At 55.6% G+C, this 24,200-nt stretch carries 22 protein-coding genes; 13 read left to right on the forward strand and 9 right to left on the reverse strand.

Translation table 11 applies throughout. The annotated features are described in order from the left end of the window. The first annotated feature begins 9 nt into the window (after nucleotides 1–9). Nucleotides 10–1,791, forward strand: coding sequence for an ABC transporter ATP-binding protein (locus LPW30_RS07345; RefSeq protein WP_239680463.1), 1,782 nt, complete (start codon nucleotides 10–12; stop codon nucleotides 1,789–1,791). Between the two features lie 329 nt (nucleotides 1,792–2,120). Beyond that, complete coding sequence (locus LPW30_RS16195; protein WP_420797716.1) at nucleotides 2,121–3,185, forward strand: glycosyltransferase; 1,065 nt, start codon at nucleotides 2,121–2,123, stop codon at nucleotides 3,183–3,185. A gap of 133 nt (nucleotides 3,186–3,318) precedes the next feature. Here the strand turns inward: LPW30_RS16195 and LPW30_RS07350 are convergent, their stop codons facing one another. After that, the gene (locus tag LPW30_RS07350) at nucleotides 3,319–3,597 is read right to left on the reverse strand and encodes a hypothetical protein (RefSeq protein WP_239680464.1); all 279 of its coding nucleotides are present in this window, start codon (nucleotides 3,595–3,597) and stop codon (nucleotides 3,319–3,321) included. Nucleotides 3,598–4,228: 631 nt separating this feature from the next. Between LPW30_RS07350 and LPW30_RS07355 the strand changes: the two genes are divergently transcribed. From LPW30_RS07355 to LPW30_RS07365, 4 genes are all read left to right on the forward strand, one after another. After that, entirely contained in the window at nucleotides 4,229–4,903 is a 675-nt protein-coding gene (locus tag LPW30_RS07355) for a class I SAM-dependent methyltransferase (RefSeq protein WP_239680465.1), read from the forward strand. 137 nt (nucleotides 4,904–5,040) lie between these two features. After that, a complete protein-coding gene (gene tnpA, locus LPW30_RS16200; RefSeq protein ID WP_420797713.1) occupies nucleotides 5,041–5,265 on the forward strand; it encodes an IS66 family insertion sequence element accessory protein TnpA in 225 nt (74 codons plus the stop codon). A 283-nt stretch (nucleotides 5,266–5,548) separates the two neighbouring features. Next, complete coding sequence (locus tag LPW30_RS07360) at nucleotides 5,549–6,361, forward strand: FkbM family methyltransferase (RefSeq protein ID WP_239680466.1); 813 nt, start codon at nucleotides 5,549–5,551, stop codon at nucleotides 6,359–6,361. Between the two features lie 179 nt (nucleotides 6,362–6,540). Further along, nucleotides 6,541–7,497 (forward strand): FkbM family methyltransferase, encoded by a 957-nt coding sequence (locus LPW30_RS07365; RefSeq protein ID WP_239680467.1) that lies wholly within the window; start codon nucleotides 6,541–6,543, stop codon nucleotides 7,495–7,497. 174 nt (nucleotides 7,498–7,671) lie between these two features. Here LPW30_RS07365 and LPW30_RS07370 read toward each other — a convergent pair whose 3' ends face one another. After that, nucleotides 7,672–8,697 carry a glycosyltransferase gene (locus LPW30_RS07370; RefSeq protein ID WP_239680468.1) on the reverse strand — a complete coding sequence of 342 codons (1,026 nt, stop codon included), beginning with the start codon at nucleotides 8,695–8,697 and terminating at the stop codon, nucleotides 7,672–7,674. 38 nt (nucleotides 8,698–8,735) lie between these two features. Here LPW30_RS07370 and LPW30_RS07375 point away from each other — a divergent pair, with 38 nt between their 5' ends. Then, a complete protein-coding gene (locus LPW30_RS07375) occupies nucleotides 8,736–9,704 on the forward strand; it encodes a glycosyltransferase family 2 protein (RefSeq protein WP_239680469.1) in 969 nt (322 codons plus the stop codon). Nucleotides 9,705–9,809: 105 nt separating this feature from the next. Here the strand turns inward: LPW30_RS07375 and LPW30_RS07380 are convergent, their stop codons facing one another. Beyond that, entirely contained in the window at nucleotides 9,810–10,787 is a 978-nt protein-coding gene (locus tag LPW30_RS07380; protein WP_239680470.1) for a glycosyltransferase family A protein, read from the reverse strand. 92 nt (nucleotides 10,788–10,879) lie between these two features. Here LPW30_RS07380 and LPW30_RS07385 point away from each other — a divergent pair, with 92 nt between their 5' ends. Both LPW30_RS07385 and LPW30_RS07390 read left to right on the forward strand, forming a co-directional pair. Beyond that, nucleotides 10,880–11,527, forward strand: a complete 648-nt coding sequence (locus LPW30_RS07385; RefSeq protein ID WP_239680471.1) for a tetratricopeptide repeat protein — start codon at nucleotides 10,880–10,882, stop codon at nucleotides 11,525–11,527. Nucleotides 11,528–11,550: 23 nt separating this feature from the next. Then, nucleotides 11,551–13,050 (forward strand): lipopolysaccharide biosynthesis protein, encoded by a 1,500-nt coding sequence (locus LPW30_RS07390; protein WP_239680472.1) that lies wholly within the window; start codon nucleotides 11,551–11,553, stop codon nucleotides 13,048–13,050. Here the strand turns inward: LPW30_RS07390 and LPW30_RS07395 are convergent. From LPW30_RS07395 to LPW30_RS07415, 5 genes are read right to left on the reverse strand one after another with little or no spacing between them, the layout of a single operon-like run. Continuing rightward, entirely contained in the window at nucleotides 13,024–14,055 is a 1,032-nt protein-coding gene (locus LPW30_RS07395) for a polysaccharide deacetylase family protein (RefSeq protein WP_239680558.1), read from the reverse strand. The two genes, LPW30_RS07390 and LPW30_RS07395, sit on opposite strands and share 27 nt — an antisense overlap. A 23-nt stretch (nucleotides 14,056–14,078) precedes the next feature. Then, nucleotides 14,079–15,194 carry a glycosyltransferase family 4 protein gene (locus LPW30_RS07400; RefSeq protein WP_274521648.1) on the reverse strand — a complete coding sequence of 372 codons (1,116 nt, stop codon included), beginning with the start codon at nucleotides 15,192–15,194 and terminating at the stop codon, nucleotides 14,079–14,081. Beyond that, nucleotides 15,191–16,534 carry a phenylacetate--CoA ligase family protein gene (locus tag LPW30_RS07405; protein WP_239680474.1) on the reverse strand — a complete coding sequence of 448 codons (1,344 nt, stop codon included), beginning with the start codon at nucleotides 16,532–16,534 and terminating at the stop codon, nucleotides 15,191–15,193. Before LPW30_RS07405 ends, LPW30_RS07400 begins: the two co-directional genes overlap by 4 nt. 54 nt (nucleotides 16,535–16,588) lie before the next feature. Next, on the reverse strand, nucleotides 16,589–17,800 hold the full coding sequence (locus tag LPW30_RS07410) for a glycosyltransferase (RefSeq protein WP_239680475.1): 1,212 nt from the start codon (nucleotides 17,798–17,800) through the stop codon (nucleotides 16,589–16,591). Beyond that, complete coding sequence (locus tag LPW30_RS07415) at nucleotides 17,797–19,113, reverse strand: nucleotide sugar dehydrogenase (RefSeq protein ID WP_239680476.1); 1,317 nt, start codon at nucleotides 19,111–19,113, stop codon at nucleotides 17,797–17,799. The genes LPW30_RS07410 and LPW30_RS07415 overlap by 4 nt, the downstream gene beginning before the upstream one ends. Nucleotides 19,114–19,252: 139 nt before the next feature. Here LPW30_RS07415 and LPW30_RS07420 point away from each other — a divergent pair, with 139 nt between their 5' ends. Beyond that, on the forward strand, nucleotides 19,253–21,007 hold the full coding sequence (locus tag LPW30_RS07420) for an asparagine synthetase B family protein (protein ID WP_239680477.1): 1,755 nt from the start codon (nucleotides 19,253–19,255) through the stop codon (nucleotides 21,005–21,007). Between the two features lie 12 nt (nucleotides 21,008–21,019). Here LPW30_RS07420 and LPW30_RS07425 read toward each other — a convergent pair whose 3' ends face one another. Continuing rightward, nucleotides 21,020–21,751 (reverse strand): class I SAM-dependent methyltransferase, encoded by a 732-nt coding sequence (locus LPW30_RS07425; protein WP_239680478.1) that lies wholly within the window; start codon nucleotides 21,749–21,751, stop codon nucleotides 21,020–21,022. Nucleotides 21,752–21,883: 132 nt separating this feature from the next. Here LPW30_RS07425 and LPW30_RS07430 point away from each other — a divergent pair, with 132 nt between their 5' ends. The 3 genes from LPW30_RS07430 to LPW30_RS07440 are packed head-to-tail and all read left to right on the forward strand — an operon-like array spanning nucleotide 21,884 to nucleotide 23,799. Beyond that, nucleotides 21,884–22,951, forward strand: coding sequence for a 3-deoxy-7-phosphoheptulonate synthase (locus LPW30_RS07430; protein WP_239680479.1), 1,068 nt, complete (start codon nucleotides 21,884–21,886; stop codon nucleotides 22,949–22,951). Nucleotides 22,952–22,981: 30 nt separating this feature from the next. Then, a complete protein-coding gene (locus LPW30_RS07435) occupies nucleotides 22,982–23,281 on the forward strand; it encodes a nucleotidyltransferase domain-containing protein (protein ID WP_239680480.1) in 300 nt (99 codons plus the stop codon). Next, entirely contained in the window at nucleotides 23,278–23,799 is a 522-nt protein-coding gene (locus tag LPW30_RS07440; RefSeq protein ID WP_239680481.1) for a hypothetical protein, read from the forward strand. The genes LPW30_RS07435 and LPW30_RS07440 overlap by 4 nt, the downstream gene beginning before the upstream one ends. The last annotated feature ends 401 nt before the right edge of the window (nucleotides 23,800–24,200 follow it).

Here is a 24,200-nt window from a genome sequence, read left to right on the forward strand (position 1 = left end):
AACCACACCATGTTAGAAACTGTTAGAAAACTACACGCCTTGATCAACAAAGACGATCAGATAAAGGTCTACGCACTCGTGATACTCATGATTGTTACCGCGATCGTGCAGACCATCGGAATCGCATCCATTATGCCATTCCTTAACGTACTTTCAAATCCCGGCGCTATAGAAGAAACCCCTTGGATATCTGCAGTTTACGAAACGCTGCAATTCGCATCGCCACAGTCCTTTCTTTACACTTTAGGGATAATTGCCTTCATAATTTTTGTCACTGGAACAGCATTACAGGCGATAACCTTTTGGGCCATTGTCCGATTCACACATATGCAGCAATACGAGCTGTCAAGGAGGTTGATGAAAGACTACCTCAGACGCCCATACAGCTTTTTCCTGAGCCGCAACTCGAGCGATCTGGCCAAAACTGTACTCCATGAAACTGGCCAGGCCATTAGTGGCGCCCTGCTCCCGGCGATGAGACTACTGAGCCAAATCATGCTCGCCGGATTTGTTCTCGCTTTCATAATTGCCATTAACCCTTGGATCTCTATTCTAGCTGCCTCCATCATAGGCGTCATATATCTCACCATTTACCTGACCGCAAGAAAGTGGCTTAACAAGATCGGTAGAGACCGAGTCGATGCCAACAAGGAACGGTACACTGCCACCGCAGAAGCATTCACGGGAGCAAAGGAGATTCGCCTCTTGGGACGAGAAGACAATTACCTGGAGCGATACCGCCAACCCGCCAAACGGCTAGCCAAACACGAAGCCAATTCATCGCTACTAAACGACACCCCCCAATATGCAATCGAGGCATTTACTTTTGGGGGGGTTCTAATCCTCGTCACACTATTAATTACAGTAGAAGGGGGCATTGAAAACGCAATACCAATCATTGGCGTTTACGCCCTCGCAGCAAGGCAGCTAATACCTGCCTTTCACAAAATATTCAGCACTTTTACCGCAATGCGGTTCAACCTGCCTGCCGTGGATAACGTTCTGGAAGACCTCGAATCCGACACCCCCAAAACACTGCCTCTTTCGAATACTAACGAGTCCAGACTACGCCCAAAACACACGATTCGACTAACAGATATTAGCTTTCGCTACCCCGACAGCAAAGGCTTCGCCCTCGATCAGTTATCCCTTTCGATCAAAGCCAATACCACCATTGGAATTATTGGACACTCCGGGTCCGGAAAAAGCACACTCGCGGACATCATGCTCGGGCTCCTGACACCAGGCAATGGATCCGTTTTTATAGATGACACTAAACTGACCGACGCTGCTTCCCGACAATGGCAAAAATCAATAGGCTATGTACCTCAAACCATCTTCCTTGCGGATCAGAGCATAAAAGAAAATATTGCGCTCGGCATTCCGGAAAACGAAATCGACATGGCCAGCGTCATCCACGCCTCCAAACTAGCCGAATTGCATGACTTCGTCACATCCGAACTTCCGTCCGGCTATAATACGATCATTGGAGAACGAGGCGTCCGGCTGTCCGGCGGACAACGACAACGCATCGGAATCGCCAGAGCGCTCTACAATAACCCTGATGTTCTGTTTTTCGACGAAGCCACAAGCGCGCTGGATAATGCAACTGAAAAGCTAGTCATGCGCTCCATAAAGAAACTTTCTGGCACTAAAACAATAATACTCATAGCGCATCGCTTATCGACTGTAAGATCATGCGATGAGATCATCGTAATCGACAAAGGCAAAATCTTGACCAAGGGTACCTGGGATGAAATAAGCGCATCGCATCCCGCCGCACTTGCGTAACCGGTAAGACCTGTGCCCATGATGCCCCCCCCCTAAAGAGCCACTCGCCTTCGAAGACAATATGTCAAAAAAGAACATGGGGATTCATATTTGCTCAGTCGGCTTTAGTAACTTAGGCACCCCTTGTAAGCACCACCTTGTCTGACGCGCCAGATTCTCAGGGGTATAACGGAGATGCCGGCGTGTATCCCCCGAAGAGTAAAGCCAAGACAATTTCCCGGCTCTGGGTATGCTTTACTCGAAAATCGCTCTCCGGCTAGACTGGAACGCAACTTTTGATGGTAGGATATACCACCATAAAGCTCGCTCGCTCCACCAACGAGGACACAATGAGGATATTATTCGCGACGGACAGGGCCTACACGCCGCAGAGATTTGGTGGGGCCGAATCCTCTACTCACTCATTGATTTTGGAACTAAGAAAACGGAACCATGAGTGCTTCGTCGTGGCCGGGCTCATATCGAGCGGCCCGCTTGGCATCACCAACAGGATTCGACGCAAGGTTACCGGCATAGCCGCACCGGTGGACTATTCGTGCGGCTACCCAGTTGCACGAGGCTGGGACTACAATCGCGCCCTCCACGAAGCACTCACAAGATGGAAACCCGACATTGCGGTAGTACAACCATGCGGCGGCGACACAATGAACGTAGTTGCTACCATTCATAACTCTGGGATACCCGCCGTGCTACATCAACGTGATGTCGAGTTTCACTCCCTTGGAGATATGAAACAGTCAACACCGGCCGGAGTCGTCGCATGCTCCAACTTCGTAGCCAGGGAATTCGCAGAATGCTACGGAATAACGCCCGTCACAATTCATAACATATTCCACAAAGAACTTTATTCTTGCCGAAGACCTGGCCGGCACGTAACCCTCATCAACCCTATCGTGAAAAAGGGCCTAAATGTAACGCTACAGCTAGCTGAAGCAAACCCACACATACCATTCCTTTTCGTGAAGAGTTGGCACATACCTCCCAGCGAAGAAGCCGCCCTAAAAACCAAGACAAAGCAGCTTGGCAACATTAGTTGGCATCGTTCCACGCGAAAGATGGCAAAGGTCTACGCACAAACGCGGGTATTGATTGCTCCTTCTCAGTGGCAAGAAGCTTGGGGACGCATAGCATCCGAGGCGCATATCTCTGGCATACCGGTACTAGCGAGTGACATCGGGGGCCTCCCGGAGTCCGTTGGGCCTGGAGGCCTCTTGGTGGAGCCGCAAAATATGCCAGCTTGGCACCAAGCGTTAAATCATGTTTGGTGTGACGAGCAAGAGTGGCAAAAGCTTTCAGATAGAGCATACAAATACAGTTTACGATCCGAGTTAGACCCCAATAATATTGCCTACCGGTATGAACGCTACCTCAGGTCCATCATCAAGTCTGCGTAGGGGGGGGCAACAGTTGCCACATACTCCTACTTTGCGCTCGCTCGCAACGCTTAAGCTGAAGTTTCAGCCTGCCAAGCAATCTAACCTGTTGAATCGATTGATTTAATCAGCGATTCAAGGTTCAGGCGTCTGGCTACAACCGGATATCGTTGATCCGATCCAGTGCAGCACGCTGTTTGGCGTTGGGTTTGGTATCGAGCTCGAACGTCGGTTCCTCGGCCTCATGATGACGGCGGCGGCAGGTGTTACGGACGATGGTGGACAGTTCGTTCAGCAGGGTTCGGAAGCTGTGGGCAGGCGTGCCATCGTCGAGTGTTTTGGTGGCGACCTTTTCCAGCGCTGCATCGGAGCGTGTGGCCGGTGCGACGGGGTCGGCCTGCGCCCGATGTTCCCGTTCGGTATCGGCGAACAAGAGCGGGCGCCAGGCTTCGGTCACTCGCGGTAGGGCAGTACGAGCTTTCCGACGCAGGCGGGTCAAGGAAATCGCATCGACACCACAGCTTATGCCCCGCCGCCATGAAGATCCTGAGATGAACAATGGTATTCGCTGGATTCTCTGCACTGGCGACAAGTGACGGTAATTACGACGCGGAACTGGGGCGCCTGCGATTGCTGCTTCGCGAGGAAGACCTGAAGGAACTGGAGACGTGGATGCTTGACTCGACATCGACTTGCACTGCTCCTAGAGGTGGTACAAAGGGTGATCTGAAGACCCCATAGACCACACGCTAGGACGCACTCGCGACGACCTGACCACCAAGATCCACTTGATTAGCGACGGCCATGGACACACCCGCTGGCATTTGAGTTGTCGCCGTGTCAGCATGCGGGTTCCAGATGGTTCAAGCCGGTGGTGGGGCGTGCTCATTTGCCCGGATCGATAGGCCGCCCAGTAATTCGCTGTGATTACATCGTATCCGACAAGGTTTATGACAGTGACGCGCTTCGGTGATACTGTGATAGCTACGGCGGGCATGAGGCCTGCGATTGTCAGCCGCACTATGTACAGGCCGAGGCGGCTGCGTCGTAGCCGGAGTCGGGGCTTGGATAAGGCACGCTATGGACAACAGAACATTTACGCGGAAAAAATGAACAAATATCGAAAGCTCAGAAACCTCGCATGGCGCTTATCAATGCGAGGCCTCCCCCGGGGGCCGCATATTACGCGCTACTATATGTATAACCACCTTCATTCGATTAGGGCGAAATTGCCTACCAGCGGGGGTCGAGCGCTATCTATCAGCGGCTCTGAAGACTTATCCGTTTTGACTGGCCTTCAGCCAAGCGAGATTGTTACGGCAGATTACCCGGAGCATAACCTCCTTTCTCTTGACTTTGATGAGAGCTCGTTCGACTTTGTTCTTACAGATCAAGTGCTCGAACATGTCGAGGGCAACCCCCAGCAAGCTATCGATGAGTGTTATCGAGTTCTCCGCCCGGGCGGAATAGCCATTCATACGACCTGTTTCATAAATCCAATACATTATGGGCCGAAAGATCTTTGGCGATTTTCGCCAGACGCGCTATTGCTGTTGCACTCTAATTGGCAGCAAATCATTGACGTTGGTGGCTGGGGTAACTGCGACGTGTGGTCGGTAGTAAAGGATGGCCTCAGGTTTACTGGAGTCCCTAATGCAAAGTGGCATCCGCTTCATAAGCTGGCGATAAGGAATGATCCACTATGGCCGATTGTCACCTGGATCGTGGCGAAAAAATAATTGTGGCCGTGTAGCTGCGGGCGTGCGGCCGCCCGCTCCCGGCCCCCACAGAACGTAGGCACGCCAGAGAATCATCACCTACCCTACCGGCCTGAGGTTCACCACACTGATTCCCCACATTCTCAGGCGGAATCGGCATGGCCCGCGAAGGCGATGAACTTTGGCAGGAGAATATAACGCGGTGGCGATCATCCGGATTGTCCGGGACGGCCTATTGCAAACAGGAGTCGCTGGCCTATGGTGGTCGGTTTGTTTATTGGCGCAGGAAGCTGTCCGGTTTACCTAACCAGATAGAGCGGTGCTCACCGGATTTGCCCCGGCGGCTCCAGCCCCCGCTAGGTTGGAATCCGCGGAAGGCCTGACCGTTTCGTTGCCCGGCGGTGTGTCGGCCACCGGCCTGCATGCCGGTAATATGGATCTGCTGAGTGCGATTCTAAGGTAACTTTGATGCGCAACCGCCATCGTGCAACCAGTTACTCGAGGAGTTATGCGCCTTCGCGAATACCGGCACCCCATACCACATTGTCGCTTGACGCGACCGAGTAGTAACGATGCGCTCCCTGCAGACATCTTTCGGCAATGTGCACGCGGGGAAAAGACATGATTATATGCTATAATGAACGGCCATCATAGAGACTCTTAATCATGCGGAATTATAACACATACGAAGTAGCACTAAGATCGCTCATAGCGATAAAGCGCAAAATTAATATTGTTGCTGTAGGGGCCAATGACGGCAAGACAAACGATCCCATTTATGACTTTGTAATGAGCAGAGCAAGCGCAACTAACATACTTCTCATAGAACCAAACAAGCTGCTAATTCCACATTTAAAAAGCAATTACTCATCACACCCCTCACACCAGATAGCGAATTGCGCAATTGGTAGAGAAGGAACGTTAACCCTTTACGCGGTGAAAAGAGAGTTTTGGGACCTTTTTCAACCCTTTTACGCAAAAGGGTGGCCATCATATAGGGCGGCAACAGGAATCACTTCAGCAATCAAATCCCACCTTGAAAAAGCACTCACTGATCAAGACATTGACCCAGATAGTGCGATTGACGTCCTCAACATACCCGCCAAAGAACTCAAAACGCTATTGCAGGAGCTGAACTGGCCGACACCTATCGATGTCCTTCAAATCGATGCCGAGGGATATGATGATGTTGTTATATTCAACTCTAATCTCTGCGACACAAGGCCCAAGTTAATATACTTTGAGAGCCATAACCTTCCAGAAGAAGACTATAAAGCGCTAATACACTATCTAACTGAGCGGCGTTACAAAGCCCACAAGTTAGGCAGAGACACCTTAGCGATTGACAGCCAAGTCAATACTACGTGCATCCTACTTAATTTGACAATTTACCTGCATAGCAGCGTCAGATCGATCTGTAAGATACTGAAGAAACCGTCTGTCGTCATGAAGGGTCTTTTGGGAAAACACCGAAAATAATCTGCGCCGGCCAACTGCAACTGCAGCGGACGCCAACTCCGCTGAGCTTCATTCAGGCCCTTTGGGGTAATGATGTTGATGGGTATGCAAGAACTCCACGAACTGCCTTTATTCATAGCATCATGAACAACCACAACTTACAGTAGATACTTCCTAGGCCTCTGCGAGAACCATCCCTAATGAAGGAACGAAAGATCAAGACCGCCTTTGCAGACATGTACCTTAGCATCTTAAGGACTTACATCAGGTACAGCCCCTTTAATTTCAAGAAAATAGCCGCTTGGAAGCAGGCATACAAATACTGCCTTTGGCGAACCACACTTACACCAAGAAAAGCGAAAACACAAACCGGGCATCTAATCAATGTCGCGCCACCCGACGCAGTACAGACCTCGATCTACATGACGGGTGTGTGGGAACCAAGTATCACAGCCTATGTTTCAGCAACCCTTAGGACTGGAGACACCTTTATCGACATTGGAGCAAACGTGGGATATTACTCGTTGCTTGGCTCTGAAATAGTCGGGAAGCACGGAAAGGTCTTTGCCCTAGAGGCAAGCCCAAACATTTATCATGAACTTACTGCAAACATCAAGCGAAACCGCATAAGCAATATTACTTCTATAAAGGCTTTAATTGGCTCTGAGCACGGCGAACGTGACTTTTGGTCGGGTGGCGCGCGAAATCTAGGCCAATCTACTTGCGTGGCAAAGGCGGCACAACAGGAAGGGTTTATCCTGGAAGGCAAAGTCCAATCATACCGCCTCGAAGATGTCATTGATTTCAAGACCATCACGAACGCAAGGCTGATCAAGATCGATGTTGAAGGCGCGGAACTCGAAGTATTAGCTCCATTACTCCCTCGACTTCAGGAATTTTCCGAAGGAACCGAATGGATATTAGAAGTAACACCCGAACTGTATCCTAGAGGTCACGAAGATGCGATACAGATATTTCAATCGTTCTTCAGCTCAGGATACAGGGCCTACCAGCTCCCCAATCCCTACAACATTGCACACTATCTAACCAGACCCCGTTTCCCCCGGTTAGAGGAAATTGTCACAACGCCAAACCACCAAGTGGATGTATTGTTCACGCGGCAAAAAAAAACAACCCCACACTCCCGTGAGAGGTAGCCCAGCTACACGCCGAGGTTGCGGGGGGATCCGCATCGCAAAGAAGTGATTTATCACAACCACACCTCGACCCCAGATCAAGACGCAAAACCTCTCAGTGCCTCGACCATTAAGCACCGAATCACAAATAGCCAATGGAGATTGACCCACCATACCACTGACAAACGAGACCAATCATCGCGTTACATCGGTGACTAATCGTTCGCGATTATTCTTTACGATGCCACGCGCGAACCTTCGCCTGATCCTCATCCGCACCCCCCTTGGCATACGGGCGTACACTTGCCACAATCGGGACCTTTGGATTATTGCAAGCTCTGAAAACACCTGAACCCAACGATTGGTCACTTTTTCAGCGGTGAATTCCTCGGCTCTTTTCAGCCCATTTTCCACCATATTGCTATAGAGCTGGGGATTGCGCATGAGAGAAAGCAATGCTTCTTTCACGTGCTCCGGGCTCTGAGCATGAATATAGTCCAATGGAGATTTCCTCAGCTCCAGGTAAGCGACTTCTGAGCCCAAAATGGCTGGCACTCCGGCCTGCCAAGAATTCACCAGTTTACTTGCGGGCTTATGATAGTATCCCCCCTGGAAATCCTTGCGTATCGATAGGAAGACATCAATCGACGAGTAGTCATTCCAGCGTGAATGATGACTAGCTTCGCTGCCAGACCATGCAGTAGTATCCAAATCCCAGGAGAGGCCGTTTTCCTTGAGGAACCCCCCCCACTCATCGGCAAGAAACCAGGGATGTAAATTACCTTCTTCGCCCTTATAGCCCACGCACCTCAAGGCCCTCCTCTCTGGAGAACGTCTTCGCAGGCCTGGCTGGGGCCAATGCGGGATAAACCGACAACGCACGTCGTTGCTACTCCATTGATTTTGAACAATTTCATAATCCGCGTAAAGCTGTGGCTCCCTGTCTGCTCGAGCACATGCAATCAACAGATGGTCACTACAGCTTGGGTGGTTTATCAATGCATGTAGGTCATCTGCATGACAGCAGACCACACCTGCCTGCGGTGGGTGGTTACCCGCTTTAACGTCGTAACCTTGAGCCCTCAATCTCAAGAAGGTCTGACTGCTCCAACATTTCACACCAGTGCTAAAATAACCCCAGTCTCTCTCAACATCAATCGCGCTCAGGTCGTCCAAGAGGGCCCTGTCTTTCATGAAAAAAAATACATTATCCATTGCCATCGTACCTAACCGAAAAACCACATTGGAGTAGTCTTTGTTTGGAGCTTGAACTCATGCCTATAGTAAGCACCATCATACCAGCCTACAATGCCGAAACTCATCTACAGCCTACTATCGAGAGCGCGCTAAACCAAGACGCCGCTATCAGCCACGAAGTCATTGTCATCAACGACGGCTCGACTGACGGCACTGACATAGTCGCCCGATCCTATTACCCCAAGGTTAAAGTGTACACGACGCCAAACCGGGGGGTTTCCGCAGCAAGAAACCTTGGCATTCAACTCGCCCAGGGTCGATTCATATGCTTTCTTGACGCGGATGACACCTGGCAGCCTGCCAAACTCAAGAAACAGCTCGCATTATTCGACGCCAAGCCTCAGCTAGGCACTGTAATATGCGACGAAACCCATATTAGCGAAGATAGGGAAATATTACATGAGTCGTTCTTCAAGACTCACCCGCTCTATTCAGAAATAACGGGAACCGGCGACCTTCTTGAAAAAATAGTTACCTGCCTCGTTACTGCATCGCTCGTTCCAACCTCTGGCGTAATGGTCCGCAGGGAGACTCTAGAAAGAACCGGATGTTTTGATGAAACTCTCACCATCGTTGAAGATCGCGATATGTGGCTCAGGCTTGCATTTCAAGCGCCTTTCGGCATCATAAACGAGAGCCTTGTCACTTATCTTTCCCGCCAGGTTGGCAGCCTATCGTCCGTCAATATGGACAAATGGGCACCCTCCCTTCTCTATACCATGCGCAAGAATCACGACTCGATTTTAAGACACCTTGAGAAAGAGGGCTCCAGCGACGCAATCCTATCTGGACTGTATAACTTCCTTGGTGATGAACTTTGGCACTCAGACAAGCATGGAGAGGCAGAAAAGGCTTATCGCGCAGCCGTAACTCTTCGCAATTACAAACGACTTCACAAGCTCATCGCTTGCAAAACGGGAAGAGTGCAAGAAGCCAGGAAAATACGACAGTACCTCAGAAAACTGCGCTAAGCAAAAGCAATTAAGAGTAAGACGCAAAGAAGTCTTTTTAAATCCTTTGTCGTCCCTGCCATTACAAATAACGCCAAAGAATGCAGAGCCCTGTCTTTCGCTGCATCAACAGTTCTGAAAACGTGCTCGCACCGCGTAAAACACAGCCGCCGTCATGAGTTTAGCGCAAAGGGGGAGCGACCGAGATAACGGACCAAATGCGAGCACCTTGAAGGCGAGCGTTAATCCATTGACAAACTCTCCCGACTTGGCGTAATGAGTGGACGCCGAACAAAGCTCGGAGGTCGCTTCACTGGCAAGATCGGGAACCAGACTTGATGGGCGACCAGCGATTGTCTGTTCAATAACCCTAAACTGACAGTGACTCGCCACAGCACGTTGTTTCGAGAACTTTTTCGGACATGCGTCTTGATCAATACCTGAAGAGAGACTTTCGGGCAGAATTTTTGTGTCGGCATGCACTTTTTCCTCTAGGACGACGTCGCCCAGGGCGCCCAGTTTCCAGACCATCAGGATATCGCCTCGCAACCGAAATGACTCATCGAACATTACGGACTTTGCTGAGCTCAGCTTTAGCATACAAGCTGACAGGTGAGGGGCGAAGAATGGTTTATCCGGAACCTTTGCTTTTCGACACAAGAGAGACACATTCGCTTCCCGGATCCGATCGAAATCGTTCAGATACTTTTCTCCGGGAATGACAAGCGTGTCACCGTCATCAGAAGAGATAAAGCCGCCCACCACGGTAGCTTGAGAGTTCTTTGATGCCAGTTGTTCGCACCTATGTAGATGATCCTTGCGCCAACTGTCATCATCATCAAGGAACGCTATATAGTCACCTTCCGCGGCGATGAGCCCAACATTGCGGGATGGATATAGTCCGGAATTTTCCTTTCTGATGTACCGCAAGGGCAATGAACAACGCTTAGTGAAGCCCTCCATGAATACCTGGGTGCCATCCGTGCTACCGTCGTCGACCACAATCACTGAATCCGGCTTCCGAAGCTGGCTCTCGATGGAGTCGAGCGCCGCCCGCAACTCGCTCACTCGATTAAATGTGTTAATCACGGCTACTATATTCATTTCTAACCCTGCTGCGGAATAAGAACATTGACCTAAGGCGGACGTTACGGTATACACGTCATGGTACTGAATTATTTTTTTGGAATCTAACCGTGCACAAATCGATACCCACCTTCGTGATACTGTTGACGCTTATTTCTGTGCCCCAGGTAAATGCAGAATTTTCCGGGGGAGAAATAGAATGCGGAAGCCTAAGAAATCCAGATGGTCCTTTTGATTACCGAAAAGCGGACTTCAGCAGAGGGATACCCCAGTCAACGAACCATTTCACGCCGGAAATCGAAAGTCTTCAGCGAGGGAGAACAAGCTTCCTCCTAGATGACATTGATTATACACTTCGGGAATGGCCAAACCATCATCGTGCCCTATGGGCAATCTCGCGTCTGGAGCGAATGAATAGAGGCGCGCTTCCTGGTGCTGAAAGGTTGAGCGGGTGGAGGCGAAGCGCCGATTGCTACTTTGATCGGGCGATGCGCTTCACGCCCGATGATGGCACAGTGAGAATGTTGTACGGCATGCATCTTCATTTATCAAGACAACCTCAGCGCGCGCTCGCCCAATTTGAAGAAGCCAGAGAATTAGGTGAGGACTCTCCCGAATTTCACTACAATTTCGGGCTTCTACTTTTTGATCTAAGAGACTACTCGGGGGCCAGAGAACAAGCTGAGAAAGCCTATTCCCTCGGCCATCCATTACCGGGCCTGAGAAACAAGCTCCAGCGTGCGGGCCACTGGAACTGAACAGATAGTCAGAGCGTTCTTTTTTGGCCAATGCCCCCACGAGCGTCACCAAGGGTGCCGCGCTGACGATCTCCATGCGCTGGGCCGACCGCCTGATCGGCCTTGTCAGCGTCATCATCCTTGCGCGCCTGCTGGCGCCCGAGGATTTCGGCATCATCGTGATGGCCTCGTTGGTCATTGGTCTGGTGGATGCCCTGCTTGATCTAGGCGTTCATATCCCCCTCATTCAGAACCGCTCTGCCACGCAATCCCATTATGATACCGCCTGGACGCTGCGACTGCTGCAGGCGACGCTTGCTGCCGGCTTGGTCTGGCTCGCCGCTCCGTGGGCAGCGGGCTTCTTCAATGAACCTCAGGTTACGCTGGTCATCCAGGTATTGGCTATCTCGTTTCTTTTGAGTGGCCTTGAAAATATCGGGGTGGTGAACTTTCAGAAGGAGATGCGCTTTGGCAAGGAATTCCAATTCCTGTTCGCCAAGCGCATGGCGGGATTTATCGCCACGATTAGCCTGGCGCTGCTGTTGCAATCCTTCTGGGCCCTGGTCGCGGGTACGCTGGTGGCGCGGTTGGTTGGACTTGCCCTGAGTTACGCCATGCACCCCATGCGCCCTCGCGCCAGCCTGGCGCGGTTTGGGGAGATCTTTGGGGTATCGCAATGGGTTCTGGCTCGTAACGTGGGGGTGTATCTGGATCAGTCCCTTCATCTGATGCTGGTGGGACGCCGCGATACCACCGGGGTAACGGGGGGTTATTCCATGGCCAATGAGGTTTCCAGCATGCCCACCACGGAGTTGCTGGCCCCCATCAATCGCGTGCTGTTCCCGGCCTTTGTTCAGGTTAAACATGATTTGTCCGAGCTTAAACGGCTGTTTTTGCTGGCACAGGGCGTGCAGGCGCTGATCGTGATCCCTGCCGGTGTCGGGCTTGCGCTGGTGGCAGAGGGGGCAGTCATGCTCCTTCTAGGCGAGCAGTGGGGCTTTATCGTTCCCTTTGTGGAGATCATTGCCTTGGTCACAGTGGTGACAGCCTTGATGTCCAGCGGGGTTTTTGTCTGCATCACTCTGGGCCGCGTGGCATTGATGGCCTTTTATGCCTGGTTTCAAGTAGCCCTGTTTGCACTATTGGCCACGGTAGTTTTTACGCAGGCAGATGCCGAGCAGATCGCCGCCATTCGCTTGCTCACGGCTTTATTGAGCGTGGGCGTTTTTGCGTGGATTCTTACCCGCACACTGGAAGGACTCGCCGTACTCGATATCATCAAGGCGGTTTACCGCCCCATCCTTGCTGCTCTTATGATGAGCGTGTGCGTTCTGGGACTTGGTGGTCTCCTATCCGGGCCTGATTGGTGGCTGTTGGTATGCAGGGTTGCCATCGGTGTACTGAGCTATATATTCGCCGTAGCGTTGCTCTGGTGGGTGTCGGGTGGCCCGCCGGGTGCGGAGCGATATGTACTGGACAAGTTATGCCCCTTGGTCAAGCCCATCTTGCGCCGTGTTTCACGGATTGGCAGGCACACGTATTGAGCGGGTATCGGCCGCATTCTGTAAAAGCCGCGCCATGAACCGTGCCGGGATGCGGTCCCAGGGCGAAAAGCGAGGTAATTGCCAGTTGTCTGAAGCCAGGGTGGCCACACCGCTGGCGGTGCTAAAGGCTGCATCAAAGCCAAGCTCTCGCACCAGCGCCACATGCTCGGCCAGGTAATCATCGAACGGGCGGCCATTGGGATAGGCAAACAGCGTGACTGAATCATCCAGCAGCGACTGAAGGTCGGCGCGTCCTTGCTGGATCTCTTGGCGTACCGTATCGGTGCTCACCGTGGTGAAGATAGGGTGTGTCACTGTATGGCAACCCAGGACCATGCCGGATTTTTGCATCATGCGCACTTGGTCCGAGGTCATCATGAGGTCAGTCGGCAATCGGCTCGACACCGGCCTGATGATTTGCTGAATGAGGGCGTCACGGTCCATGGGGTCAAGATTCTTCAGCAGTGCAATCAAGCGGCGGGTGGAGCGGCGTTTTTCATGGATCGATCCTGTGAGGAAGCGTTGCCCCAGGCTATCGCTCAGGTCCAGCAGATCCGTTTCCATCAGGCGCACGGCCTCGATCACCGTGTCATGCCACATGCGCCCTCCATCCAGATACCCGGTGGAGATGAAAAAGGTCGCCGGCACCCTGTACTTGTCGAGGATGGGCAGGGCAACGGTGGCATTGTCTGCATAGCCATCGTCGAACGTGACGCAAGCGGCGCGAGAGGGCAACGTGCCGTCGCGCAACCGGTCGATGGCCTCAGGCAGTGGCAGCAGGTTGAAGTGCTGGGCCAGAAGGGCAATCTGCCAGTCAAAGGTGACGGCATCCAGAGCTTCCGGACGAAAGGGGTCCGGCTCGGACAGCACCTGATGAAAAATCAGGATGGACAGACGCCCGCGCTGGTTTCCCGGGCTGAACAGGGGCAACAACATCCGGGAGAGGTTGACCAGGCCCTGATCGGCCCACCCGCCAGCGCGCGGCGGGGTCCAGCCCCTCGCCATAATGGTCTGTGCCGGAGGGTGGCTCATGGCATCATCAACTCCTCATAGGTGGTATACAAGAGGGGCCTGACGTGCTCCCACTGAAATCGCTTGACCTCTTCAAGACCGGCTCGAGTCAGTTCATCCCGCAGTCCGCCATCATCCAGCACCTGCAACACGCCCTTAGCCATGGCCTCGGGCGAACCGGGCGGCACCAGCCACGCCGTGCGACCGTGCTCTACCAGATAGGGTACGCCTCCCACATCGGTGCTCACCACGGGAACGCCACTGGCCAGGGCCTCAAGCACGGAATTGGGGGTGTTGTCCGTGAGGCTGGGGTTGAGCATGATGTCGGCCTGCTCGTAGAGCCCGGGAAGTTCTGCGCCATCCAGGCGCCCGGTGAATCTCACCCATGGAATGAGTCCGAGTTCTTGCACCAGGGCCTCCAGGGCAGGCCTTTCCGGGCCATCGCCAGCAATCGTCAGATGAGCCATTGGATAGCGCGCTCGTATGAACACCAGGGCCCGAATTGCCGTGGCGTTGTCGTAAATGTCTTCGAGGTTGCGCGTCACTATCAGGTGCGGGCGGGCCTCCACCGCACCCTCCCCGGCTCGTGCACCTGCCGCAGAGGTAACTTGAGGATTGAATCGAGACAGATCCACAACGTTGGGGACAATGGATACCCGCTTACCAAAGTGTTGGAAGATGTCCTGCAAAAAACCCGAAGGCACAATGACTCGAGTGCTGCGCCTCATGGATGGCTCCACCCAACGCCATGCCCTTTGAAAAAATTTGAGCGCTCCACCACCACGGTAGTTGACCACGACGGGCACCCGCCGAAAACTGGCCACCCAGATGGCTGGTGCCGCGAAAAGATGCCAGGCCCAGCCGGAGTTGGCCATCACATGCACCACATCCACGCGACCGGACATCCGCCACAATTGCACCAGGTAAGGCACAAGCCGGAACAGAGCGCGCAGCCCCCGGATGCGGCCTACCCAGTCCGGCCGGTAAGGGGCGTTGGTCGGTACCAGATGCACTGACTGGCCGTCCTCTTCCAGGAGCCGCGCCAGTTGTCGGGTTTGATTGGCAATCCCCCCCGGTGGGGGCGGCAAAGGCCCAACAAGCCCGATTCGCAAGGATGGAGACGACTGACTCATGTTCGGGCCGCGTAGGCCTCCGACTCCAGGGTGACATACTTGCCCGATTTGGCCGGAGGGATGTGGTCGTGGAAGGAAAAGGAAATGGGCAGATCCGAGTGCATCATGGCGTGCATTCGCTGGCGCATGCTTGCTAGCTCGGCCTCTGGTACCGGCGCGTCGCGCACCAATCGTACTTCGATGGAGAGGTCCTTTTTCTGGACGATGCGAAACTGCTTGAGATCTGGCAGGTCGCGCAGAATACCCACCAGAGCAGCGCTGTGAATGAGATTGCCATCGGGTCCCACAAGGAAATCTGTCATGCGCCCTTCCACCTGCGCCAGCACCGGGAGAGTGAGCCCGCAGGCACAAGGGGCATGGCTCAATTGAACGCGATCCCCCAGGCGATACCGAAGCAGGGGCATGCCATAGCCATCCAGGTTGGTGACGATCAGGTCTCCTGCGCCTTGGGGGTCGGGCTTGTCTACCTGGAGCATGACGTGCTCGGCAGCAATATGCATGTTGCCAGCGGGGCATTCGTGGGCCAGGTGACCGCCATCACGGGAACCGTACTCGTTGCCGATGGGGCACTGGAACACCTCCCTCATCTTCTCACGCTGGTGGGGGTACAGGACTTCCGAGGTGCAGGTGGTGAGTTCAGGACGCCACCCGCCGAACGCATCGGGGTGGCGCTCCATGTAGAGTGCCATGTGGAATAGCACTGTCGGGTAACCATACACCAGGCGGGGGCGAAAGCGTTTGAGTATTGCCGCATTTCGGGCCTGCGCGGTATCACTGAGATCCAGCGCTGATATCACGATCTGGTTGAGAAACCAGCGATCCTTGAAGCGACGGATAGCATCCTGTTTGTTCAGTTCGACCGGAGAGCCCCACACATCCACCTGACGGCTGCCCGGCTGGATGCCGAACCATGCTCGCCCACGCAGCTTGGCCGCATTGTGCCAGGACTCCTTTTGCCTGTCGGTGAAGAACACCAACGGCTGCCCCGTGGAGCCACCGGTGGAGTGCCGGATCAGCCGGTTCGTGTGGGTATCGGCCACCATGTGGGACAGGTGTTCGCGTACGTCATCGCGTTCCACCACTGGCAGTTGGTCCAATACCTCAATGCTCAGCTCTTCCGTATGCTTGATCCCCAGTGCCTCAAAGCGCCGGCGGTAGAAGGGTACGTGCGCCCAGCAGTGCTTCAGGAGGGATTGCAGTTTGCGTTTCTGCAAGGCCTGGAGGTCTTCGAGGGGGAGGCGTTCAGTGTTTCGCAGGGAGTGATAACAGGCGGCAGTACTCCGACCACGCAAGCGTTCGTGAAGTGGAAACACCCCTTTGCCGATCAACCATTCCTGCATGGCCGCTTGTATCCCTGATGGGTCGTGCGCTTGATTCGTGTGAGCGCAGGTTTGTTATTCGCGGTTCAGTGTATCCCAGCAGATGGCCTCGAAGCACCGTGCCACGGCCAGTGATGAGCAATGATCTTCCACGTGCTGCCGGGCCGAGCGGGATAGACGCTGTTTGAGTGCTGCGTCGGACAGAACCTGATCGATGGCCCGCGCCATCTCCTCGGGCGAATCGGCCAGCCTGTAGTGCTCATCAGGGGTGAGGGGCAGGCCTTCCACACCCAGAGTGGTGGAGACCACGGGCAGGCCCATGGCCATTGCCTCGTAAGCCTTGATGCGTGTGCCTCCCCCCACGCGCAGGGGGATCACGTAGACCGCCGCGCCCTGTACATGTGGCCTGATGTCGTCCACAAAACCGGTGAAGGTCCAGGGCAACCGGCGTTTTTGCGCCGCTTCCACCAGTGCGGGCGCCGGATTTCGACCGACGATGGTCACACGTGCGTTGGGGCGTTGCCGGGTGAGCAAAGGCCAGACCTCATCCATGAAAAAGCCGATGCCGTCGATGTTGGCCTGCCAATCCATGGCCCCGGTGAACACGATATGGTCTTCATCTCCCGGCTCATGATAGGAAAAGAATTCGAGATCCACTCCCGTGGGGATGGTTTCCACCCGTTGCACGCCCTCAAGCTTCGAGAAGCTGTCGGCATCCCGCTCAGAGACGGCCACCACGGCGTCGAAACGCGGCAACTGCTGCGCTTCGAATGCTGCCATCTTGCGGTACTGGGACGACCAGACGCGGCGTTTGAGAGGGTTGGGCGACACCATTGCATGGCGCCGGAAGATCTCCGCTTCCACATTGTGCGTGAACATGAGCGTGGGGCAATCACTCTGCTCTGGCATCAACGTGGCGGCATGCACAAAGTCGAAGACGGCGATATCGATACCCTGCGCCAACTGTTGCCGCACGAGGTCCATGGCGGGCTGGTTGCGCCCTGCCGCCACGGACACCGGCACATCGGCCACCAGATGGCGGAGTCGCATGGCTTTTTGAAGGCCCGAACGAGGCACGGCCGGCCAGCTTACAAACCGATCACAGATGGCGCCAAGCGCCTCTTGATGGGCCTCGGATTGCCCAGGAGATTCCGGCGAGGCCAGGATGATCTCGAACCGACCGCCCTTCATGCCCCGCAGGATCTGGGTGGTTCTGATCTTGCCTCCTTCGTCCGGTGGCAGCAGGAAACGTGGCGATACGAATAACAGGCGGGGGCGATCACTCACCAGCAAAGCCCCTGATACCGCGCCTTGAGGGCCGTCCGATCTTTCAGTCCCACCAGGTCAATCACGAGCTGATCCTCTCTGGCATGGGAGATCACCTGCTCCACCAGTGCCGCATCACTCAAGCCCACCACAATCACCTCAGATGCCTCAATCATGGCGCGACAGTCCTCCATGAGTTGAGATGCAAGATGCGGCAGGGTCTCTTCGATGTAGCGGCGGTTGGCACCGATCACGCGCGACAACTGCACGTTGGGGTCGTGAATCTTCAACTCCAGGCCCTTACCTATCAGTCGTTCGGCCAGTTCCACCAGTGGGCTTTCGCGCATGTCGTCGGTGCCGCTCTTGAAGCTCAGCCCAACAAGCCCAATGCGGCGCTTGCCAGTCTCCAGAACAAAATTGGCGGCGTGGTCCACCTGCAGATGATTGCTTGGGATCAGGCTGCCCAAGGTGGGCACATCCGTATCCAACTCCTTGCTCATATGCAGCAGGGCGCGCAGGTCCTTGGGCAGACAGGAACCGCCGAAGGCAAACCCCGGGCGCAGATAGGCGGGGGAGATGTTGAGTTGTCGGTCCAGTGTGACCAGGTGCATCACGTCCCGCGAGTCCAAACCCAGCGATTGAGAGAGGCGACCGATCTCGTTGGCAAACACGATCTTCAGGGCGTGGAAGGCGTTGCAGGCGTACTTGACCATTTCGGCGGTGCCGATTTCCGTGCCCACAAAATCGCAGGGCAAGTGTTCGAAAATCGGGCGAACCTGATCCAGTGTGCGCGCCGAGTCACCCCCGACCACGGTAAACGGAGGGTTGTCATAGTCCTTGATGGACGACCCCTCACGGAGGAATTCGGGCTGGAAGGCGAGCCCGAATTCCTGCCCCAGTGTTTTACCGGAATGGCTCTCCAGTAGCGGCTTCATGCGCTCAAGGGTGGTGCCGGGCTTCACCGTGGAGCGCAGCACCACGGTGTGATAATGATCCACACCTGCCAGCGCCTGACCAATCTGCTCGGCCACCTTGTCGACGGCGACGAGGTCCTGGCTACCATTCTTTCGGGAAGGCGTGCCAACGCAGATGAACGAGATGTCCGTTTGAGAGATGGCTTGCGCCACGTCATCGGTAACCGTGAGGCGGCCGGCATCCACCACTTCCCGCGTGAGTTCCTGTATGCCCTCTTCCACAATGGGCGAATGACCGCGCCGCAGCAGATCCAGTTTATGTGGATCGATGTCGACGCCGATCACGCTGTGGCCATCCCGGGCCAGACAGGCGGCCGATACGGCACCCACGTAGCCCATGCCAAAGATTGCTATTCTCATGCTGGTCCATCCCGGTGGTTCAGATTACCATGCCCCATTTGGGCATCCATGTGCGCACATCACCATGTCTGACAACGTTGACCTACGCGACAAACCCCTTTCAACCGGCCTTGGCGGGATCCTCTTGCGAGGTGGCGCCGTGTCCGGCGAGAAGCAGGATGTTCTCACCAAAAGGCTGAAGGGCGCACCGTCGGTGAGTCGTGCGGACAACGCCTTGTGCGCGGCTACTGGCGGGAACACGCTCATTGATGAGGGTTTGATTATTGGCATCGTGGGGCGTGTGCGCTACGGGGACGCTACCAGCGTCGATGCCGTCCTGCAAGCACTGGCCAAGGATTACCGACGTCTTGGCATCAAGGTGCTGGAGAGGCTGGCGGGGCCTTTTGCTCTGGCCATACTGGACCCACAAAACCATCATGCGCTGCTGGCCGTGGACAAGGTGGGGATTCAACAACTCTACTGTCGCGCCGATGGAGACGGATTGAGCTTTTGCTCTGCATTGTCGCCCCTGGCAGCGCTTTCCTCTGCGCCTCCCGCTCTGGACGATCAGGCGCTCTATGACTACCTGTATTGCCATTTTGTGCCCAGCCCTCGCAGCATTTACGAGGGCATTCAAAAACTGCCGGCAGGGCATGTGCTTGAGTGGCGCAAGGGCGAGACACGGATTGCGCCTTACTGGTTGCCCGATTTCCAGGAATCACCCGTGGATGTGCAGATGGCTGGCCGGGAGATGCTGTCCATCATCGAATCCAGCGTGCGCGCGGACGTCGCTCAAGCGGGTGCCGACAAGTCGGCGGCATTTTTGAGTGGCGGACTGGACAGCTCCACAGTGACGGGGATGCTGGCCCGTGCGAGCAAGGAAGCGCACGCCTATTCAATCGGGTTTGATGTGCCCGGATATGATGAGATGGCCTTCGCCCGTGTGGCTCGAGACCATTTCGGTGCCCATGGGCACGAATATTACGTTACGCCGGAAGATGTCACCCGCTGGCTGCCGCAAGTGGCCATGGCCTGCGACGAGCCCTTTGGCAACTCGTCCGTGCTGCCAGCCTTTCTCTGCGCCCAAAAGGCCCACGAGGATGGCGTGGAACTTCTCCTGGCGGGCGATGGCGGCGATGAGCTGTTTGCCGGCAACGAACGCTATGCCAAGCAGGGTGTCTTTGAGCACTTCAATCGTTTACCGGCATGGCTTCAGGCTCTGGCCGTGAAGGGCAGTGTTCCCTTGGCCCGCGTCCCGCTGGCTCGCAAGGTTCACAGCTACATCGCGCAGGCTCGCGTACCCTTGCCCGACCGCATGGATACCTACGCCTTTCTGGAAAGACACGACCCCATGGATGTGTTCGAGGAGGATTTTTTGGGGCGGGTAGATCCCGGCGAGCCTCGCCAGATCAAGCGATCACTGTTTGCCGAGCCCAGGAACGCCAGCAAGCTCAATCGCATGCTGTATCTGGACTGGCACTTCACGTTGCATGACAACGATCTTGTGAAGGTGAATACCGCCTGCCATCTTGCCGGGGTTGAGGTGGCGTATCCCATGGTCGCCGATGATCTGGTTTTGCTCTCCACACGCATACCCTCGCGGGACAAGTTGCGGGGCTCGCAACTGCGTTGGTTTTACAAACAAGGGGTTCGTGGATTTTTGCCGGAGGCCATCCTCGCCAAGAAAAAGCATGGCTTTGGGTTGCCATTCGGCATCTGGCTTCGTGACTACGCGCCCTTGCGGGAAATGGCCTACGATTCGTTGTCGCGCATGAAAACCAGGGGTTACATTCGACCGGCCTTTATCGATGAACTGATCTCCCTGCATCGAAACAAGCACGCCGCCTACTACGGGGAGCTGGTCTGGATTCTGATGGTGCTGGATCTGTGGCTGGAGGGCCAGCAGCGCCGGTAGTATTCGAGAAGCTCAGGCCTTTCTGGCCGACAACAGGATGGCATGGCTCAGCAGGGCTCCCATTGCGGGTACTCGGGCCAGCAGCCGCCTTAGGTAGTCGTGCTCCACCCAGGGCTGGAAGCGCTGCAGACGCCCCGGCAGGATCGGTACCCAGTGCACCTTCACATCGACACCCCCATGCTGGTGCAACCAGTCAACGAGCTGACGATGGCGGTCGTAGCGTAGATTCAGTGGTCTTCGGAGAAGGCGGGAAACGAATCGCCTGGCGCGGGTGGACAGGCAGTCTCGGTTGAGGGCGTCCACCCATATCTGCCCACCGGGGCGGACAGTGGCGGTGAGTTCCCGAACAGCGTCTTCCGGTCGGGACAGTGCCTGAAGCACTCCAAAACACATCACCCCATCCAGACTTCCAGGCTGAATGGGCAATTGCGTGGCATCGCCCACGGCCCAGGGAATGGAGGCATGACTGCGTGCTCTGGCCTTTTGAACCGAGGGGAGGGAGTAATCCAGGCCGATGGCACACACCCCGCGCTCAGCCAGGTAACGGGTGTAGCTGCCGGCACCACAACCGGCATCAACCCACAGCGCATCGGGCACATCCCCCTGCCATACGCGCTGAAAGTTCCGCAAACGGGTTTCCAGCCCTGAGGTGCTCCACCCCGCAATTCCGGCGTCATCCTGAAACCGCTGGCCACGTTCCACAAAGCGGCGTCGCCATTGTTCTTCGAATCCTGGGCGGGTCATGGGAGCTTGTGTTGGTTGTTTGCCGAGAAGTGTAACGGATCCCATCCGCCTGGGTCATTCCCCCGCAACGCACAGCCCCCGTTTTTCGCGTTAAACTGACGAGATTGCCATTCACATCACCCGGACAGCCGCATGAGCACTGCACAGACCGACAACCTCAACATCGCCTCCGTGGACTACATGCCCTCGCCTCGGGAGATCAAGGCCCAGTTGCCCATGTCCGAGGCGGCGGAGCACACGGTGCTGCAGGGGCGCCAGGCCTTGTGCGACATCCTGGATCGCAAGGATCCGCGGTTATTCGTGGTGCTGGGGCCCTGCTCCATCCATGACCCGGAGGCGGGGCTGGATTATGCCCGGCGGCTGAAGCTGCTGGCGGACGAGGTGGCCGACACCATGCTGCTGGTGATGCGGGTGTATTTCGAGAAACCCCGCACCGCCGTGGGCTGGAAGGGCTTCATCAATGACCCGTATCTGGATGACAGCTTCCGGATCGACGAGGGCATGGCCAAGGCACGGCGTTTTCTCATGGACATCAACGAACTGGGCCTGCCGGCGGCCACCGAGGCCCTGGATCCCATCGCGCCCCAGTATTACGGGGATCTGATCGCCTGGACGGCCATCGGCGCCCGCACGGCGGAGTCGCAGACCCACCGGGAGATGTCCTCGGGGCTGTCCACGCCGGTGGGCTTCAAGAACGGCACGGATGGGGATCTGGGGGTGGCGGTGAACGCCATCCTGTCGGCATCCAACCCGCATAGTTTCCTGGGCATCGGCAGCGACGGGCAGTCGGTGATCCTGCGCACCCGGGGCAACCGCTACGGGCACCTGGTGCTGCGCGGTGGCAATGGCCAGCCCAATTACGACACGGTCTCCGTAGCCTTGGCCGAGCAGGCCCTGGAGAAGGCGGGCATCCCCAAGAACATCGTGGTGGACTGCTCTCACGCCAATTCCTCCAAGAAGCCAGAATTGCAGCCGCTGGTGATGAAGGATGTGATGCATCAGATCCGCGAGGGGAATCAGTCCATTGTTGGTCTGATGGTGGAGAGTTTCCTGGAGGAAGGGAACCAGCCCATGGCGGAGGATCGCTCCAAGCTGCGCTATGGCTGCTCCATCACCGACGCCTGCGTGAACTGGGCCACCACGGAGGAGATGATCCGTGAAGGGGCCGAGGTGCTGCGGCAGGTGCGCAAGCAGGCCTGAGGGGCCTGCTTTCAGGGTTCGAGTGAGCCGATGCGACTGTCAGCCGATCAGACCAGGGTCATCAAGCAAACCGCACGGGATCTGTTTGGCCCCGAGGCGCAGGTGTGGCTGTTTGGCTCGAGGGTGGATGATTCCTTACGGGGTGGGGACATTGACCTGTTGATCCAGTGCCCCCAGCCCCTGGAGGAGCGAAAGCGCCAATCCCTGCGGATGGTGGCGCGGCTTCAGATGGCACTGGGCGACCAACCCATCGATGTGCTGGTACTGGACCCGAATACACCCCGCCAACCGATCCATGATCGGGCGCTGAAAACAGGTATACCTTTATGAGTCGGGAGGAATTTTTACCGGTTGATCGTTTTCTCCACACCCTGGAGATTGTATCTCGAGAGGGGCATCACCTGGCCTACAGTTGGCGACGCCTTTACACCGAAAACATCTCCGAGGAATGGGTTCGCCAACTGGAAGATCGGCCGGAAATGGCTGAGAGACTGGAGGCCTTTGTATCGAGATTCTCCAGGATGCAGGACACCATCGCCGACAAGCTGCTGCCTCGTTGGCTGAAGGCACTGGCGGAAACCCCAGGCAGCCAGATTGAGGTGCTGAACCGGGCCGAGCGGCTTGGGGTGCTGAACAGCACGTCGGAGTGGTTGGAAGCACGAAAGCTTCGCAACGAACTGGTTCACGAATACATGACCTGCCCCGCAGAGTTTGCCGCGAGCCTGCTGCTGGCCAGGGATCATGCTCTAATGCTGATGGACACCTATGAGAGTCTGCGCGAGGATGCTCAGACGCGCCTGAATCTGCCGGACACTCGGCTGCCCGGACAGATCAAGCGCCCGTGTTAACTGTCATACATCACGGTGGTGAGGCACCCCCGGTGATGAAAGATACATTACGAGCCCCTCTCCCCAATGTACGCTCATTCTGAGGCGTGGCGATGGGCTACGAACAGGGCAAAGGAAGGGAACCCTCGGTCATACAGGGCCAGATTTTCGGTGTTGAGGCCTCTGAGCAGGCGTTCTGCGAGGAAGCGCTCACCCATTCGCATGGAGCCAGCTCGCAACTCAGGGGCACTCGCGTCAGAACATCCTGCTGGCTGACCAGCAGCGCCATCGGCCGCTGGGTTTTGGTCTGGTTCCCCTGGGTACCAAACTCCTCGGCCAACTCATCGCTGAGGGGTAGTCGCGCCTTGGTGCCGTCCACGGCAACGAGCCGATAGCCCATCCATCGTTGGGCCGGATGCTGG

It is taken from the genome of Ectothiorhodospira variabilis, assembly GCF_022227625.1.
Taxonomy (GTDB): domain Bacteria; phylum Pseudomonadota; class Gammaproteobacteria; order Ectothiorhodospirales; family Ectothiorhodospiraceae; genus Ectothiorhodospira; species Ectothiorhodospira haloalkaliphila.

Excerpts from the sequence above, each read along its gene's own strand:
- tnpA (WP_420797713.1), top strand. The coding sequence starts at position 5,041 with ATGGCCCGCGAAGGCGATGAACTTTGGCAGGAGAATATAACGCGGTGG.
- LPW30_RS07430 (WP_239680479.1), top strand. The coding sequence starts at position 21,884 with ATGAGCACTGCACAGACCGACAACCTCAACATCGCCTCCGTGGACTAC.
- LPW30_RS07380 (WP_239680470.1), bottom strand. The coding sequence starts at position 10,787 with ATGAATATAGTAGCCGTGATTAACACATTTAATCGAGTGAGCGAGTTG.
- LPW30_RS16195 (WP_420797716.1), top strand. The coding sequence starts at position 2,121 with ATGAGGATATTATTCGCGACGGACAGGGCCTACACGCCGCAGAGATTT.
- LPW30_RS07365 (WP_239680467.1), top strand. The coding sequence starts at position 6,541 with ATGAAGGAACGAAAGATCAAGACCGCCTTTGCAGACATGTACCTTAGC.
- LPW30_RS07395 (WP_239680558.1), bottom strand. The coding sequence starts at position 14,055 with ATGGCGAGGGGCTGGACCCCGCCGCGCGCTGGCGGGTGGGCCGATCAG.
- LPW30_RS07435 (WP_239680480.1), top strand. The coding sequence starts at position 22,982 with ATGCGACTGTCAGCCGATCAGACCAGGGTCATCAAGCAAACCGCACGG.
- LPW30_RS07345 (WP_239680463.1), top strand. The coding sequence starts at position 10 with ATGTTAGAAACTGTTAGAAAACTACACGCCTTGATCAACAAAGACGAT.
- LPW30_RS07360 (WP_239680466.1), top strand. The coding sequence starts at position 5,549 with ATGCGGAATTATAACACATACGAAGTAGCACTAAGATCGCTCATAGCG.
- LPW30_RS07425 (WP_239680478.1), bottom strand. The coding sequence starts at position 21,751 with ATGACCCGCCCAGGATTCGAAGAACAATGGCGACGCCGCTTTGTGGAA.
- LPW30_RS07370 (WP_239680468.1), bottom strand. The coding sequence starts at position 8,697 with ATGGCAATGGATAATGTATTTTTTTTCATGAAAGACAGGGCCCTCTTG.
- LPW30_RS07415 (WP_239680476.1), bottom strand. The coding sequence starts at position 19,113 with ATGAGAATAGCAATCTTTGGCATGGGCTACGTGGGTGCCGTATCGGCC.
- LPW30_RS07440 (WP_239680481.1), top strand. The coding sequence starts at position 23,278 with ATGAGTCGGGAGGAATTTTTACCGGTTGATCGTTTTCTCCACACCCTG.
- LPW30_RS07400 (WP_274521648.1), bottom strand. The coding sequence starts at position 15,194 with ATGAGTCAGTCGTCTCCATCCTTGCGAATCGGGCTTGTTGGGCCTTTG.
- LPW30_RS07405 (WP_239680474.1), bottom strand. The coding sequence starts at position 16,534 with ATGCAGGAATGGTTGATCGGCAAAGGGGTGTTTCCACTTCACGAACGC.